Annotated in this window: 18 protein-coding genes; 5 read left to right on the forward strand and 13 right to left on the reverse strand. The window is 39.3% G+C overall.

Annotated elements, in window-relative coordinates; all coding sequences use genetic code 11:
* Positions 1-14: 14 nt before the first annotated feature.
* From K6V48_RS07060 to ligA, 13 genes are all read right to left on the reverse strand, one after another.
* Positions 15-206 carry a DNA-directed RNA polymerase subunit beta gene (locus K6V48_RS07060; RefSeq protein WP_024403735.1) on the reverse strand — a complete coding sequence of 64 codons (192 nt, stop codon included), beginning with the start codon at positions 204-206 and terminating at the stop codon, positions 15-17.
* Positions 199-1,482 carry a UDP-N-acetylglucosamine 1-carboxyvinyltransferase gene (gene murA, locus K6V48_RS07065; RefSeq protein WP_024403736.1) on the reverse strand — a complete coding sequence of 428 codons (1,284 nt, stop codon included), beginning with the start codon at positions 1,480-1,482 and terminating at the stop codon, positions 199-201. The genes K6V48_RS07060 and murA overlap by 8 nt, the downstream gene beginning before the upstream one ends.
* A 22-nt stretch (positions 1,483-1,504) precedes the next feature.
* Entirely contained in the window at positions 1,505-1,732 is a 228-nt protein-coding gene (locus K6V48_RS07070; protein ID WP_032538280.1) for a DUF1146 family protein, read from the reverse strand.
* Positions 1,733-1,791: 59 nt separating this feature from the next.
* Positions 1,792-2,208 (reverse strand): F0F1 ATP synthase subunit epsilon, encoded by a 417-nt coding sequence (locus K6V48_RS07075; RefSeq protein ID WP_024392324.1) that lies wholly within the window; start codon positions 2,206-2,208, stop codon positions 1,792-1,794.
* A gap of 9 nt (positions 2,209-2,217) precedes the next feature.
* Positions 2,218-3,624 carry a F0F1 ATP synthase subunit beta gene (gene atpD / locus K6V48_RS07080; RefSeq protein ID WP_222368733.1) on the reverse strand — a complete coding sequence of 469 codons (1,407 nt, stop codon included), beginning with the start codon at positions 3,622-3,624 and terminating at the stop codon, positions 2,218-2,220.
* A gap of 21 nt (positions 3,625-3,645) precedes the next feature.
* On the reverse strand, positions 3,646-4,524 hold the full coding sequence (locus K6V48_RS07085; protein ID WP_222368734.1) for a F0F1 ATP synthase subunit gamma: 879 nt from the start codon (positions 4,522-4,524) through the stop codon (positions 3,646-3,648).
* A gap of 11 nt (positions 4,525-4,535) precedes the next feature.
* Complete coding sequence (gene atpA / locus K6V48_RS07090; RefSeq protein ID WP_032512110.1) at positions 4,536-6,056, reverse strand: F0F1 ATP synthase subunit alpha; 1,521 nt, start codon at positions 6,054-6,056, stop codon at positions 4,536-4,538.
* Positions 6,053-6,586, reverse strand: coding sequence for a F0F1 ATP synthase subunit delta (locus tag K6V48_RS07095; RefSeq protein WP_024392328.1), 534 nt, complete (start codon positions 6,584-6,586; stop codon positions 6,053-6,055). The genes atpA and K6V48_RS07095 overlap by 4 nt, the downstream gene beginning before the upstream one ends.
* Positions 6,587-7,093, reverse strand: a complete 507-nt coding sequence (gene atpF, locus K6V48_RS07100) for a F0F1 ATP synthase subunit B (RefSeq protein WP_172041072.1) — start codon at positions 7,091-7,093, stop codon at positions 6,587-6,589. It lies immediately after the preceding gene.
* Positions 7,094-7,107: 14 nt separating this feature from the next.
* Positions 7,108-7,824, reverse strand: a complete 717-nt coding sequence (gene atpB, locus K6V48_RS07105) for a F0F1 ATP synthase subunit A (RefSeq protein ID WP_024392330.1) — start codon at positions 7,822-7,824, stop codon at positions 7,108-7,110.
* 36 nt (positions 7,825-7,860) lie between these two features.
* Positions 7,861-8,061, reverse strand: a complete 201-nt coding sequence (locus tag K6V48_RS07110) for a F0F1 ATP synthase subunit C (protein ID WP_024392331.1) — start codon at positions 8,059-8,061, stop codon at positions 7,861-7,863.
* Between the two features lie 135 nt (positions 8,062-8,196).
* Positions 8,197-9,240 (reverse strand): diacylglycerol kinase family lipid kinase, encoded by a 1,044-nt coding sequence (locus K6V48_RS07115; protein WP_024392332.1) that lies wholly within the window; start codon positions 9,238-9,240, stop codon positions 8,197-8,199.
* A gap of 12 nt (positions 9,241-9,252) precedes the next feature.
* Positions 9,253-11,211, reverse strand: coding sequence for an NAD-dependent DNA ligase LigA (ligA, locus tag K6V48_RS07120; protein WP_222368736.1), 1,959 nt, complete (start codon positions 11,209-11,211; stop codon positions 9,253-9,255).
* Positions 11,212-11,334: 123 nt separating this feature from the next.
* Here ligA and K6V48_RS07125 point away from each other — a divergent pair, with 123 nt between their 5' ends.
* The 5 genes from K6V48_RS07125 (at position 11,335) to K6V48_RS07145 (ending at position 15,485) form a co-directional block, all read left to right on the forward strand.
* Positions 11,335-11,481 (forward strand): SPJ_0845 family protein, encoded by a 147-nt coding sequence (locus K6V48_RS07125; protein ID WP_172024885.1) that lies wholly within the window; start codon positions 11,335-11,337, stop codon positions 11,479-11,481.
* 1 nt (position 11,482) lies between these two features.
* Positions 11,483-12,388, forward strand: coding sequence for a permease (locus K6V48_RS07130; RefSeq protein WP_222368738.1), 906 nt, complete (start codon positions 11,483-11,485; stop codon positions 12,386-12,388).
* Positions 12,385-13,200, forward strand: a complete 816-nt coding sequence (locus tag K6V48_RS07135; protein WP_222368740.1) for a TIGR03943 family putative permease subunit — start codon at positions 12,385-12,387, stop codon at positions 13,198-13,200. Before K6V48_RS07130 ends, K6V48_RS07135 begins: the two co-directional genes overlap by 4 nt.
* Before the next feature lie 77 nt (positions 13,201-13,277).
* Complete coding sequence (gene zwf, locus K6V48_RS07140) at positions 13,278-14,762, forward strand: glucose-6-phosphate dehydrogenase (RefSeq protein ID WP_222368742.1); 1,485 nt, start codon at positions 13,278-13,280, stop codon at positions 14,760-14,762.
* A 48-nt stretch (positions 14,763-14,810) separates the two neighbouring features.
* Entirely contained in the window at positions 14,811-15,485 is a 675-nt protein-coding gene (locus K6V48_RS07145) for a DNA alkylation repair protein (RefSeq protein WP_172054875.1), read from the forward strand.
* Positions 15,486-15,507 lie beyond the last annotated feature (22 nt).

A 15,507-nucleotide genomic window follows, 5' to 3' on the forward strand; every position in this document is an offset into this window, starting at 1 on the left:
AAAGCAGGGCTAGCCTACTTTCCAGTAAATTTAGAAATGAATTCTTGCCATTTTTCTACCGATAATATTGAAAACATATTGTCACCATCACCTACGACTCCGTATCCAACCATCAGCCCAAAGGCAAATATTAAAATTGCAAGCAGTAAAATTATCACTACCAAGAGTAAATTTTTACCCACAATGCCAAGATTTTCCTTATCCATTTTCACCTTCTCCACTCACACGCTCAATTGACGCACCTAAGGCAGCTAATTTTTCATGAAAACGATAATAACCACGATCAAGATGCGTTAACTTTCCAACAATTGTTTCCCCTTCCGCAACTAATCCAGCTAAAATCAAGGCTGCACTTGCTCGTAAATCAGTAGACATAACCTGAGCACCTTGCAGAGCTTGTCCTCCCGTGATAATAGCTGTATCTCGTAAAATTTCCGAATGCAAATCCATACGTCGCATTTCTTCCAAATGCTGGAAACGATTCTCAAACACCGTTTCAATCATGGTTGACTCACCTTTTGCAACTGCCATTAATGCTGTAAACTGGGCCTGCATGTCAGTCGGAAAGCCAGGGTGTGGTAGGGTTTTTACTGTTACAGGTTTGAGTTTGTCCACTTGTGAACGCACTCGAATCCCTTCTCCTTCTTCCGTTACTTCAACTCCCATTTCTACCATTTTAGAAATAAGCGGACGATTGTGCTCCCAGACTGCATCCTTAATCAAAACATCTCCACCGGTCATAGCAGCAGCCACCATAAATGTACCTGCTTCGATACGGTCTTGAACAACTTGATGCTCTGCTCCTACCAATTCTTCTACACCCGTAATGGTAATTGTCTCAGTACCTGCTCCCTTAACATTCGCACCCATCTTATTCAGAAAAATAGCCAAATCAACGATTTCAGGTTCGCGCGCAGCATTTTCAAGTATTGTCGTACCATGAGCAAGCGTTGCAGCCATCATCAAATTTTGTGTCGCACCGACACTTGGAAAATCAAGATAAATATGAGCACCTTGCAAGGCCTCCGCACTGGCTTCAATGTAACCAGCCCGTTGCTTAATTCTTGCGCCCATCGCTTGTAGACCTTTCAAATGAAGATCAATTGGACGACTTCCGATTGTACAACCACCCGGCATAGATACTTTCGCATAGCCATTACGAGCTAAAATTGGACCAAGAATGACAATGGATGCACGCATTTGACTAACATATTTATAGGGAGTTTCACTACCTAATTTTCCAGTCGCATCAACATCAATTGTCTTCGTTTCCTCGTCAAATTTTACACGAACACCCAAACCACGAACAACATTGTTCATTGTGAACACATCAGATAAAATCGGTACTTGTGTCAGCTGAGTCTGACCCTTACTTGCCAAAACTGTCGCTGCTAACAAGGGTAGAACTGCATTTTTTGCACCCTCAATCTCAACTTGACCCTTTAATCCAGCCTGACTTCCTTTAACAATGATTGTTTCCATTCACTTCCCTCTTCTTAACCTATTAAGACATAGTTGCAAAAGAACGTCCAATTAGTAACAACTCTAAAAAGAAAGTTGAGACTAAATAACCTAATGCAATAGCAATAAATAATATCAGCATGTTGATTTTTGGCTGATTATCTCCCGTTACTTTTAACCATCGTTCCCAATCTACTGTCGTTATCAATAGATGATAACTTATATAAATAAAGAGTAGATGACTTATAAATTGTAAAATTGATTGTATCATATTTCCATTATACCATGAAATTAAAAAAAGGAACTGAACCAAGTTCAATCCCAATTTTATCAATGTTTCCCAACACGAATACGGTTGATTGCCCGTTGAAGTGCAACTGCGGCACGTTTTTCCATATCAATATTTCGAGCGTTCTGAGCTTCTTCTAATTCACGCTCTGCGCGTAACTTCGCACGTTCCGCACGACTAATATCAATGTCTCGTTCCCTCTCAGCAGAATCAGAGACAATTGTTATCAAATCTTTGTTGATTTCGATGATACCACCATTGACTGCAATCCAATCCACGTGGTTTTCATCATCAACACGACGTACTTTCATCTCATCAATTTCTAAAACAGCAATCAATTCTAAGTGACCTGGATAAATCCCCAATTCCCCCTCTTTGGTTTTAACCAAAACAAAGGCTGCATGGTGATCATATTTTATTCCATCTGGTGTCACTACTTGAACAGTCATATGTGCCATATGCCACCTCTAGTATTTCATTTTAGCAGCTTTAGCGACTACATCCTCAATTGAACCAACATTTCGGAAAGCATCTTCAGGTAAATGATCATGTTTACCATCTAAAATTTCCTTAAATCCTTTAACGGTTTCTGCAACAGGAACGTAGGAACCTGGCATACCTGTAAATTGTTCAGCAACGTTAAAGTTTTGAGACAAGAAGAATTGAATCCGACGTGCACGACCAACTAAAGTCTTTTCCTCATCAGACAATTCATCCATACCGAGAATGGCAATAATATCTTGCAATTCTTGGTAACGTTGAAGAACACGTTTTACTTCCATCGCTACAGCATAGTGCTCCTCACCTACAACTTCAGGAGCCAAGGCACGAGAAGATGATGCTAATGGATCAACCGCTGGATAAATACCTAATTGAGTCAACTTACGCTCCAAGTTGGTTGTAGAATCCAAATGGGCAAACGCTGTTGCTGGAGCAGGGTCAGTATAGTCATCCGCAGGAACGTAAATCGCCTGAATAGAAGTTACAGAACCCTTCTTAGTTGAAGTAATCCGTTCTTGCAATTGTCCCATCTCAGTAGCAAGGGTTGGCTGATAACCAACGGCTGAAGGCATACGCCCCAAGAGGGCTGACACTTCTGAACCTGCTTGAGTGAAACGGAAAATATTATCAATAAATAAGAGAACGTCTTGACCTTCAACATCACGGAAATATTCAGCTATCGTCAAACCAGTAAGGGCAACACGCATACGTGCGCCTGGTGGCTCATTCATCTGACCAAAGACCATGGCTGTTTTTTCAATAACACCAGACTCTTTCATTTCCCAGTAAAGGTCATTCCCTTCACGAGTACGCTCACCAACACCAGTAAATACAGAAATACCACCATGTTCTTGAGCGATGTTATGAATCAATTCTTGGATAAGAACTGTCTTACCAACACCGGCACCACCGAAAAGTCCAACTTTACCACCTTTAAGATAAGGAGCTAAAAGGTCAATAACTTTAATACCTGTTTCTAAAATTTCATTTGAAGTCGATAATTCATCAAATGAAGGAGCCTTTTTGTGAATCGGTTCACGCTCAAAATCTGACGGAAACGGTTCCTCAAGGTCAATTGTATCCCCTAAAACGTTAAAGACACGACCCAGAGTCTCTTTACCAACAGGTACTGAAATCGGACGACCTGTGTCAAGTACTTCCATTCCACGAGTCAAACCGTCAGTTGATTCCATAGCAATTGACCGAATAACCCCGTCACCAAGCTCCAGTGCAACTTCTAGCACAACTTTTTGTTTAGAATCATCATTTTTATATACAACAAGTGCATTGTTAATCTCAGGAAGTTTATCTTCTGCTGCAAACGCGACGTCTACAACAGGACCAACAACCTGAGTAATTTTACCTGAACTCATTCTATTTCCTCTTTTTCTAACCTACTCAAGGGCTGATGCGCCGGCAACAATCTCAGTGATTTCCTGAGTAATAGCAGCCTGACGCGCCCTATTGTATTGAATTGTTAAATCCGAAATAACATTCTTCGCATTATCTGTCGCAGTCTGCATCGCAGTCATACCAGCAGCATTTTCAGCAGTTTTAGCATCCAAAAGTGCCCCGTAAATGGTTGATTCTGCATATTGAGTCAACAATTGGTCCAATATCATTTCACGATTTGGTTCCAATTCAAATGTCGCCGTATAGCCATCTACTTCATTATGGTCTAAATCTTCAACAGGAAGCATTTGCTGTACACGTACCTGGCTAGTCAAACTATTTACATGATGATTGTAACAAACATAAAGTTCATCAAACAGCTCATTTTTATACATTTCTACAGATTTAGAAATGATTTTTTGGACTTCTTCAAAGCTAGGGTTATCAGCAATTCCACGTAATTCAAACACAGGGTTGATACCACGTGCACGGAAAAAATCAGCACCCATCTCTCCAATAGCAATAATCTCAAACTCTTCATTTGACTGATGGTCCTGATCAATCATTTCCATAACAGCTTTTAAAATACTAGAATTATAAGAACCTTTTAAACCGCTATCTGAGGTGATGACAATATAACCCACTTTTTGAATCGGACGCCGAATGAGCATCGGATTGCTAGTATCTGATGTCATTAGTTCACCACGTAACAAATCCGTCGTAATCGCCCGAACTTTACTAGCATAAATCTGAAATGATTTCGCCAACTGCTCTGATTTCGCCAACTTTGATGCAGAAACCATCTGCATGGCACCTGTGATTTGACTGGTTTTCTTGGTTGATGCTATTCTTGATTTAATTTCATTAAGAGAACCTGCCATCCTAGACTCCTTTATTTAAAGATTGATTGGTCTTTGAATGTTTGAATAGCAGTATTCAACTCATCCGTATCTGGAAGATCTTTCGTTGTACGAATGACATCCAAAAGATTATCATAGTGCAAATCAAAGTATGCATACAACTCTTCTTCAAATGCTAAAATATCATCAATCGGAACTGAATCCAAATATCCATTTGTCAAAGCATACAAAATCAAAACCTGTTTTTCAACTGGAAGTGGTTTGTGCAATGGTTGTTTCAAAACTTCCACTGTACGACGACCACGATTGAGTTTTGCTTGTGTTGCTGCATCCAAATCAGAACCAAATTGCGTAAATGCTTCCAATTCACGATAAGAAGCCAAATCGATACGAAGGGTACCAGCAACCTTTTTCATGGCTTTAATTTGAGCGGAACCACCAACACGTGATACAGAAGATCCGGCATCAATCGCTGGACGAATACCAGAGTTAAACAAATCATCTTTTAAGAAAATTTGTCCATCTGTAATGGAAATCACGTTGGTTGCGATATAAGCAGAGATATCACCAGCTTGTGTTTCAATAAATGGCAAGGCTGTAATGGAACCTCCACCCAATTCATCAGAAACTTTTGCAGAACGTTCCAATAAACGACTGTGCAAGTAGAATACATCCCCTGGATATGCTTCACGACCTGGAGGACGACGAAGCAAGAGAGACAATTCACGATATGCTACCGCTTGTTTTGATAAATCATCATAGACAATCAAAACATGTTTGCCTTCATACATAAATTCTTCCGCCATTGCAACCCCAGCATAAGGTGCCAAGAAAAGTAATGGGGATGGTTGTGAAGCAGATGCTGTCACAACAATAGTATAATCTAACGCGCCATATTGACGAAGTGTTTCTACTTGAGTACGAACTGTAGATTCTTTTTGACCGATTGCTACATAGATACAAATCATATCTTGACCTTTTTGGTTCAAGATAGCATCAATAGCTACAGAAGTTTTACCTGTTTGACGGTCACCGATAATCAACTCACGTTGTCCACGACCAATTGGTACCAAGGCGTCAATCGCTTTAAGACCTGTTTGAAGGGGTTCAGTTACTGATTTACGTTGCATAACACCTGGTGCAGGATTTTCAATCGGACGAGTTTTGCTTGTACGAATTTCGCCCAATCCATCGACTGGTTGCCCCAAAGGATTAATGACACGACCAATCAATCCAGACCCGACCGGTACTTCCATGATTTTACCTGTACGACGGACAACAGAACCCTCACGAATATCTGTAAATCCGCCAAGAATAATGATACCGACGTCATTTGTCTCCAAGTTCTGAGCCATACCAATGGTGCCATTTTCAAAGATTAATAGCTCTCCACTCATGGCATTATCAAGACCTTGCGCACGTGCAATACCATCACCAATGTAGGTAACTACACCAGTCTCTGTATAATCAAAGTCAGGTTGAAACTCTTCGATTTGTTGTTTTAGTAAAGCGCTAATTTCTTGTGCATTTATCAAAAGAACACCACTTTCTATAGTTTTTTTCTAACATCCTTTAATTGTGTACGAACACTTGCATCAATTACTTTATGGTTAATGGTCAAAACAAAACCACCCAATAATGAAGCATCCTGTTCTTCAACAATATTACGGACACGCAAACCAAACCGTTCCTCGACTAATTGACGTAAACGAGATTTTTGTTGTTCCGTTAATGGATAAACTGATGCAATATATGCATCAAACTCATTTTTTAATTTACTGATTTGAAGTTGAGCTCGTTCAAGAGTTTCCAGAAGTAAATCTGCATGTCCATCTTGAATCACATCTTCAATTAAATCATTGATTTGCCAATAACTAGATTGACGAACAGTGCGTACAAAAGCTGCTTTTTCTTCTCTTGAAACTGTAGCCGACAATAAGAGACGGTTCAATTTACTATCATGAATGATAGTTATCAACTCAGAAATCTGATCATACATGTTCCAAATTTCTGAACTGTCACTGACTTTTTCAACAAATGATAGAGCATATTTTTGCACGATGGCATTTTCTCTAGCGTTCATCTACTTGTCTCCTAATTTGTCCAAATACCGATCAATCAAATTGCTGTGTGCCTGTTGATCCAAATCTTCAAAAATAATTTTTCCTGCAATATCAACTGCCAAATTAGCAACTTGAACACGAAGTGTTTCTTGAACCTCACGTTTTTCAGCTTCAATTTCCATTTGTGCTTTTGTTTTCAAGCCTTGCACTTCAACTTCAGCCTGTTCAAGAATTCGCTTTTTCTCCAATTTAGCACGTTCTACTGCGTCTTGAATGATTTTTTGTCCTTCAATACGGCCTTGCACTAATTCATCTTCGCGTTGTTTCACAAGGTTAGCTGCAACTGCTAATTTTTCTTCAGCCGCATCAATATCACCTGCAATCTTATTTTCACGTTCTTCAAAAATTCCAGTAATTTTATTCCAAGCGAATACACGAATTAAAATAATTAAAACTGCAAAAGATGCTGTAACGAGGATAAAATTTCCTAGTACAGTACTTGCCTGCATTGTAATTTGTGTCGTCATTATTTATCCCTCTCTTACTCACTCTCTCCATTGATTTTCTTGTTCAGATACATAGATACCAACATAACAAATACATAACTCTGTAAACATGAAATAAATACAGAGAAACCTGTCCAAACAATGTTTAGAACAAAGGCTATTGGGTATGCAAATGCATTTTGTTGAGATAATTGTAGAAGAAGAGAAACAAGCACTTCACCGGCATAAATATTACCATATAAACGAAGAGCAAGCGACACAAGATTGGTCACTTCTTCCAAAATATTCATTGGAGCCATCGCCCAAGGTGTCACAAAAGATTTAAGGTATTCTTTAAAGCCACGGCGGCGAATCCCTTCAAAATGACAAAAAAGTATTGCTATACCAGCAAGACCAAAGTCGTATGCCATATTAGCCGTTGGAGAAGTCCACAAATTTTGTCCCTCTGGTGTTTCCAACTTCGTCATTAATCCCAAATTATTGGCAAGCAAAAGAAAAGTGAAAACTGTAAAGAAAAACAAAGAATAGCGCTTTGCTTCCTCATCACCAAGGTTTCCTTTTGTAAAGTTGACGGTTAGTTCGTAAACATATTCCAAAACATTTTGTTTTCCTTTTGGCTTAAGTTCCATCCGACGACTAGCCCAAAACACAAGTAAGAAAATAACCGAAATGGTAATGACTGAAACCAATACCATGGTCAGGTCAAAGGTTACGGGACCAAGGGTAAGGGTTGGACTTAAAGTTTCTTCCAATTGAGGTTCCCCCCTTTTCTATTTCTCTATTTTCTACTATTTCAAGACAAACGTCATAGCCAAAGTGACGAAGAAAGTTCCCTCGATAAAGGCAACACCCAAGAAAACACCAGACATCAATTTACTTTGCATTTCTGGTTGACGTGCAGACGAACTAAGATAAGAAGCTACCAACAGTCCCTCACCGATACTTACACCAAGACAGGCCAAACCAAGGGCCAATGCGCCTAAATTCATAACGAATTCTCCTTTTAAAATTTAATACCATGTAAGGATACTCCTAAAACACCTATTTGTCAAGAAAATATCGCTATTGGAAGCGTTTAATTCGCATTTCTAAAAAAAAAAGAAAAGACTTTTCATCTTTTCTTCCTATTTAATAGTTTCATCCATATGATCAGATTCTTCAATAAATCGTTTAGCCATTTTTTCTCGATTGATTTGATCCATATCGAGTGTGATGGCATCATCTGATACAAGGTCTGTGTCTGCAAAGAATTCAATATGATTTGCTAAATTCTCCAGTTCAACTGGCGCATCTCCTCCAAACTCACCATCCAAATTAATCATCAATCTGTTTGTAGATTGAAGGTTTTCTATTGACAAACTCTTAGTCTTAATGTACTCAATTAAGTTACTGTCGATATGTTTTCCACCATCTAAAACCTGACGAATCAAATGCAAAATTTCAAATAAGTTGCCTGTTTTAACCATCAAGAGTGTAAAATTACCATCATCTAATTTTGCATCTGGAACAATTTGTTCAAAACCTCCAATTGAGTTGGTAAGGGCTACAAAAATTAAGGATACAGATCCTTCAAACACCCCTTGATCATGCTTCACTCGAACTGGTGTAAATTGAACTCTTGGTAACAACTCGGCCCCTTTTACCACATATGCCAAATAGCCAAACATCGTCTTAAGCTGACTTGGAACGCTATAAGTAAGCTCAGTCAAGGTTCCAGCAGCTGCAATATTTATAAAATAATGCTCTTGTTGAGTACCATTTTTTTTATTTTTTGCTAAGCCAATATCCATTAAAATGGTCTGCTTCTTACCAATTATCTTTGCTGCCTCGACTGGATTTCCTCTTGGAATTTTCAATGCACGCGCGTAGTCATTTGTTGTTCCAGTAGGAATAATAGCCATTTTAGGCCTTTTTTCAAGTGGAGCAATGCCATTGACCACTTCATTAATAGTACCATCACCACCTGCAGCAATGATTAAATCAAATCCATCAAGTGCGGCTCTTTTTGCTTCATTTTTTGCAGAATCTGGCTCAGGAGTAGTTTGAAAAGCAGATGTATCATATCCATAACCTTCAAAAATGTGTAATACTTCTGCTACATTTTTTTTCATAATTTCCTGACCCGAAGTCGGATTATAAATCAATCGCGCACGTTTTCTTTTTTTCATCTTTCATTCCTTTTAAAGGTTTTCTAGCCAAGCCTCATCTTTTATTTCAATCCCGAGTTCTTGTGCCTTGGCCAATTTACTACCAGCATCCGTTCCTGCGACAACAAGATTTGTTTTCTTAGAAACTGAGCCAGCTACATTCGCTCCTAAGGATTCTAATTTAGCCTTAGCCTCATTGCGTTTCATTCTTTCCAATTTGCCCGTTAATACAACTGTCATACCGGATAAGGCAGCATTTTCATCTGCTACCTGTCCAAGATAAGCTAAGTTTACCCCAACTTCCTTAAGTTCGTCTAAAAGTTGTTGAGCTCCTTGACTAGCAAAATAAGTTGTAATTGACTTTGCAATGACTTGTCCTAATCCTTCTAACGAGGCAATAGTATCTTGATCAGCTCTTGCTAACGATTCTAAATCGCCAAATTTTTCCAATAATATTTTACTTACTTTGCTACCAACATGACGAATTCCCAAACCAAACAAGAGACGCTCCGATGAATTTGATTTGGAACTTTGGATCGCTTGATATAATTTTTCAGCTGATTTTTCCTTAAACCCATCTACAGTGAGTAAATCGGTGACTGTTAATTGATAAATATCTGCAACATCATGAACTAATTGTGACAAGAACAATTTTTCAACGATAGACGTTCCCAATCCTGCAATATTCATGGCATCACGACTAGCAAAATGTTCCAACTTACTCATCAACTGACTAGGACACAAAGGATTGATACAGCGCAGGGCAACTTCATCTTCATAATGTTGTAGGATACCAGCACAACTTGGACAGATAGTTGGGATAGGCATCGGTTCTTGAATGGTACGATACTTGTCCACCACTTTCAGCACTGCTGGAATAATGTCTCCTGCTTTATATACAATAACTGTATCACCAATACGAATATCTTTTTCGGCGATATAGTCTACGTTGTGCAAGGTCGCTCGACTGACCGTCGTTCCTGCCAGTTGAACAGGACTTAGGTTTGCAGTTGGAGTTACGACACCCGTACGACCAACAGTCCAATCAACCGACAAGATTTCAGCTTCCTTTTCCTCGGCTGGGAATTTATAGGCAACAGCCCATCGTGGTGCCTTGACCGTAAAACCCAACTCTTCTTGTGCAGCTAAATCATTTACTTTAATGACTATGCCATCAATCTCATAGGGGAGATCATCTCGGCGCTCTGCCATTTTTTCAATAAACTCCCACACATCATCAATGGTATTTGCCAAATGATAATCGTGATTTGTCGTAAAACCAAGGGTATCTAGCTTATGAAGAACCTCTGATTGACTGACTGCATCAGATGGACTCGCCTCTTGATAAAGGAAGGTAGCAAGTCCACGTTGAGCAACGACAGCTGTATCTAATTGACGGAGGGTTCCTGCAGCGGCATTTCTAGGGTTAGCAAACTCAGCTTCTCCAGCCTCTTCACGTTGTTTGTTAACACGAGCAAAAGAAGCTTTGGGCATATAACATTCCCCTCGAACGGTAATATCAATCGCCTCGGGCAAGGTCAAAGGAATATCAGCTACACGTTTTAAATTCTCAGTAATATTTTCACCAATACTACCATCCCCGCGTGTAGCTCCAACAACAAGTTTTCCAGCTTCATAGGTAAGGGAGATGGACAGACCATCAATCTTCAGCTCACAAATATAACTTGCCTGTGGAAATTCCTTGCGTACACGCTGATCAAATGTTTCTAATTCTGCACGCGAAAAAGCATCCTGCAGACTAAAAAGAGGATAAACATGGCTATATTTCTCAAAACCATCTAAAACTTTCCCACCCACTCGATGGGTTGGGCTATCTGGTAAAATCAGTTCTGGATGTGCTGTTTCAAGCTCAACTAACTCACGATAGAGCTGGTCGTATTCGGCATCCGATACACTTGGTCTATCCAATTGATAATATTCTTTAGCATACTGATTCAGCAAGCTAACTAATTCTGTTATTCTTGTTTCCATAAGAGTATTATAACATGATTTGAAGTTGCTAAGTATATTTTGGACTTCAAATCAATCAGATTCTTTTAGATATTTTTGGGTAAAAAAGGTATAATGAGCATATAGAATTTTTGGAGGTGCCCCATGGCTGTAACATATAAACGACAAGATGATTTAGAAAAAATGCTTGAAGAATTTGCTTCATTTGAAAATCTAGAAGAAATTGAGTATCCCGATCCAAAATCAAAAATAAATTCCGGAAAAAACAAGTTGAAGCAGGATGATAAATAGTATGTTTGGTTTTAATCAACTGCCTACCTCCGTCCTGCAGGCGGGGGCTATTTTCCTGTCTATTATCATTGAAGCCCTACCCTTTGTTTTGATTGGATCATTGATTTCTGGTTTTATTGATGTGTTTATCACCCCTGAAAAAGTACATAAACTCCTTCCCAAAAATAGGTTTCTTGCCATTTTATTTGGCACCTTTATTGGTTTTATTTTTCCTTCCTGCGAATGTGGGATTGTTCCAATCGTCAATCGATTATTGGAGAAAAAAGTTCCCCAATATACAGCTATCCCATTTCTAGTTACTGCTCCTGTAATCAATCCCATTGTACTATTTGCAACGTATACTGCATTTGGTAATTCTATGCTTTTTGCCACGTATCGTGCCTTAGGAGCAATCCTAGTTTCCGTTGTTTTGGGGATCATTCTAGGTTTCTTTGTGAAAAATCCGATACTGAAAGAAAATAAGTTAAGCCATCACCAACATGATTATTCCAATAAGACAAGCTGGCAAAAAGTCGGTTTTGCACTTATTCATGCTATTGATGAATTTTTTGATACGGGTCGCTATCTGGTTTTCGGTTGCCTTTTTGCTAGTTTGGTTCAGGTTTATATTCCAACTGCTGTCCTGACGACCATTGGTCACAATCCTTTATCTGCCATTCTGCTGATGATGTTATTGGCCTTTCTTCTTTCCCTTTGCTCAGAGGCAGATGCCTTCATCGCTGCATCTCTTTTATCAAGTTTTGGCTTTGCTCCGGTGATGGCCTTCTTGGTCATCGGACCAATGATTGATGTCAAAAATTTACTCATGATGAAACATTACTTTACAGGTAAATTTATTATTGGATTTATCTCGGTTATAACTCTAGTCATTCTAGGGTATAGTCTCCTACTTGGAGGTATGGCATGATTCGATTTTTAATTCTTGCAGGCTATTTTGAGATGACCATGTATCTTTATGTCTCTGGAAAATTAGACCAATACATTAACTTACACTATAGTTACTTAGCATTTCTATCCATGGTCTTGTCCTTTATATTAGCTATTGTACAATTGTATATTTGGGTCAAAGAGATAGAGACACACAGCCATTTGTCAAAGAAATCAGCTAAGTTTGCCAGTGTAGCCCTCTTATTGATACCACTTTTAGTTGCCTGGCTTTTCCCGACCGTCAACTTGGATTCAACTACTGTCGCAGCAAAAGGCTACCATTTCCCGTTAGCTGCGGAGAATGATGCGATGACTCAGACGCAAGAAGGAACGACAGTTCAGTATCTCAAACCAGACAGTTCTATTTATTTTACAAAATCTGCCTATCAGAGTCAGATGCGTGAAATTGCCAATCACTACCTCGCTGAAGATCAGATTATTGTCACTAGTGAAAATTACATGGAGGTGATGGAGGCAATCTATGACTATCCTACGGAATTTTCAGGAAAAACTGTTGAGATGGTAGGTTTTGTCTATAATGATCCTGACAATGCTCATCAACAATTCATCTTCCGCTTCGGAATTATACACTGCATTGCAGACTCAGGGGTATATGGCCTGCTCTCTACTGGTTCTGATACTCCATTTTCAAATAACACCTGGGTTAAAGCCAAAGGCACAATCAGGGTTTCTTACCATACGTCATTGAAACAAAATCTTCCAACTTTAGAATTGCAATCTATTGTACAGATTGAACAACCGGACTCTCCATATGTTTACCGTGTTTTCTAATAATTTCGACTTAAAAGTGAATTTTCTGACAATTTATGCTATAATAGTTTTTATACTCAACAGATAGGAATGAAATTATGTCATCACATGTATTGTTTACTATTTTTGGTGCTAGTGGCGACCTTGCCAAACGCAAACTCTATCCTTCATTATTCCGTCTCTACAAGGCTGGACATATCAGAGAAAACTTTGCCGTTATTGGTACAGCTCGAAGACCATGGACCAAAGAATTTTTTGAACAAGCTGTTATTGAATCACTTGGAGACTTACCAGATACTCCACGCCAAGCCCATGAATTTGCCAGCCATTTCTACTATCAAAGCCATGATGTTAATGATACAGAGCATTATGTAGCATTACGGAAATTGCAGGATGACTTGTGTGAAAAATACGATACACAGCACAACAAGGTCTTCTTCCTTTCTATGGCCCCTGAATTTTTCGGTACAATTGCCAAACATCTCAAATCAGAGCAGATTGTTGACGGACAAGGTTTTGAACGTTTGATTATTGAAAAACCATTTGGCACCAGTCTTGCAACTGCTGAGAAGCTCAATGATGAGTTGTCTGCTGCATTTAATGAAGACCAAATCTATCGTATCGACCATTACTTAGGTAAAGAAATGGTGCAAAATATCTTTGCAGTTCGGTTTGCCAATATTATTTTTGAACATATCTGGAACCGTGATTATATCGATAATGTCCAAATTACTTTTGCTGAATCAATTGGGGTTGAGGACCGTGGTGGCTACTATGATCATTCTGGTGCACTAAAAGATATGGTACAAAATCATGCACTTCAAGTTCTGTCACTTTTAGCAATGGATAAACCAGCTAGTTTCAAAGAAGAAGATGTTCGAGCTGAGAAAATTAAGGTTTTCCAACACCTTCGCCATCAAACTGATGAAGAATTGAAACAAAACTTTATTCGTGGCCAATATGCTGCAGGTTCAATTGATGGGAAAGATTATGTCAGCTACCTAGATGAACCAAATATTGCCAATGGTTCACAGACTGAAACATTTGCTAGCGGTGTCTTCTTTGTCGATACAGACCGTTTCCGCGATGTACCATTCTTCTTCCGTACAGGTAAACGACTTACCGAGAAAGGAACTCGTGTTACAATTACCTTTAAACATGCTGAAGATATTTTTGGCCAGCCTTCTGAAGCAAATGTATTGACAATCTATATTCAGCCTACTGAAGGCTTTATGTTGTCCATAAATGGAAAAGAAGTTGGTTCGCACTTTGCCCTTACTCCTGCCAAACTCAACTTCCGTCACAATGCTACTGCTCTTGGCAATTCACCTGAAGCCTATGAAAAACTCTTTTTCGATGTCTTAAATGGCGATTCCACTAATTTTAGCCATTGGGAAGAAGTAAAAGCAAGTTGGAGTTTGATTGACCGGGTCATCGATATTTGGTCAAGTAATCAGGTTCCATTGCATACCTATCCTGCTGGGACAATGGGGCCACAGGCCGCCTTCGATTTACTAGATCATTACGGATGCAAGTGGGTATGGACACCTGATGTGTGGTATCGTGAGCGTGGACTCCTATAATAAATCATGTACAAAACTGGAGTAATCCAGTTTTTTTCGGAGATAATTATGACTGAATTTAACATCATTCTCGACCAACTTGAAGCAGCCAGCCACGCTGGCACCCTCAAGCGTTATGAAAAAATTGGCGAAACCAAGCCCTACTACGGCGTTCCAATGGGAGCTATTTCTAGTATCGCAAAAGCTTATAAAAATCGACTGGACTTGTTTGCTCCACTCTGGCAAACAGGTGTCCTAGAAGCACAATATTTAGCTATTCAAATTGCAAAAAATAAGCCTGACCAGCTTCCCCAAGCTGACCTAGAGAATTGCCTCAATGAACAAATTTCGGTCAATGTGCTCGATAAGCTGGCTTCTATCATTCTCAGCAAACGAAAAGACAGTAGGGTTTGGGAAGAAGATTTGCTTGCCCAAGACCAAGCTATTTTTCAACGCCTAGGTTGGTTCCTTCATGCCAAATACTTTGCTAGAAAAACCGCTACAGACCAAGAAATTGAAGAAACTCTAGACCATATTCGCCAGCATTTACAAACCGCAGACCCGCTTATCCAATGGACCATGAACCAATGCTTGGTGGAAATTGCCGTTGCCTATCCCGACTACCTGGAACAAGGTCTTGCAATTGGTCAAAAGCTCGCTGTTTATGCCGATATGAAAGTTCCCAAAGGCTGTACGTCTGCCTATGCACCAGACTGGATAGAAGCTTTATTGCGGAAAAAATGAAAACAAAAAAGTAGCTAACTAT

Source organism: Streptococcus suis, from assembly GCF_019794555.1.
Lineage (GTDB): Bacteria > Bacillota > Bacilli > Lactobacillales > Streptococcaceae > Streptococcus > Streptococcus suis_AB.

Excerpts from the sequence above, each read along its gene's own strand:
- K6V48_RS07060 (WP_024403735.1), bottom strand. The coding sequence starts at position 206 with ATGGATAAGGAAAATCTTGGCATTGTGGGTAAAAATTTACTCTTGGTA.
- murA (WP_024403736.1), bottom strand. The coding sequence starts at position 1,482 with ATGGAAACAATCATTGTTAAAGGAAGTCAGGCTGGATTAAAGGGTCAA.
- K6V48_RS07070 (WP_032538280.1), bottom strand. The coding sequence starts at position 1,732 with ATGATACAATCAATTTTACAATTTATAAGTCATCTACTCTTTATTTAT.
- K6V48_RS07075 (WP_024392324.1), bottom strand. The coding sequence starts at position 2,208 with ATGGCACATATGACTGTTCAAGTAGTGACACCAGATGGAATAAAATAT.
- atpD (WP_222368733.1), bottom strand. The coding sequence starts at position 3,624 with ATGAGTTCAGGTAAAATTACTCAGGTTGTTGGTCCTGTTGTAGACGTC.
- K6V48_RS07085 (WP_222368734.1), bottom strand. The coding sequence starts at position 4,524 with ATGGCAGGTTCTCTTAATGAAATTAAATCAAGAATAGCATCAACCAAG.
- K6V48_RS07095 (WP_024392328.1), bottom strand. The coding sequence starts at position 6,586 with ATGAACGCTAGAGAAAATGCCATCGTGCAAAAATATGCTCTATCATTT.
- atpF (WP_172041072.1), bottom strand. The coding sequence starts at position 7,093 with ATGACGACACAAATTACAATGCAGGCAAGTACTGTACTAGGAAATTTT.
- K6V48_RS07110 (WP_024392331.1), bottom strand. The coding sequence starts at position 8,061 with ATGAATTTAGGCGCATTGGCCCTTGGTTTGGCCTGTCTTGGTGTAAGT.
- K6V48_RS07115 (WP_024392332.1), bottom strand. The coding sequence starts at position 9,240 with ATGAAAAAAAGAAAACGTGCGCGATTGATTTATAATCCGACTTCGGGT.
- ligA (WP_222368736.1), bottom strand. The coding sequence starts at position 11,211 with ATGGAAACAAGAATAACAGAATTAGTTAGCTTGCTGAATCAGTATGCT.
- K6V48_RS07125 (WP_172024885.1), top strand. The coding sequence starts at position 11,335 with ATGGCTGTAACATATAAACGACAAGATGATTTAGAAAAAATGCTTGAA.
- K6V48_RS07130 (WP_222368738.1), top strand. The coding sequence starts at position 11,483 with ATGTTTGGTTTTAATCAACTGCCTACCTCCGTCCTGCAGGCGGGGGCT.
- K6V48_RS07135 (WP_222368740.1), top strand. The coding sequence starts at position 12,385 with ATGATTCGATTTTTAATTCTTGCAGGCTATTTTGAGATGACCATGTAT.
- zwf (WP_222368742.1), top strand. The coding sequence starts at position 13,278 with ATGTCATCACATGTATTGTTTACTATTTTTGGTGCTAGTGGCGACCTT.
- K6V48_RS07145 (WP_172054875.1), top strand. The coding sequence starts at position 14,811 with ATGACTGAATTTAACATCATTCTCGACCAACTTGAAGCAGCCAGCCAC.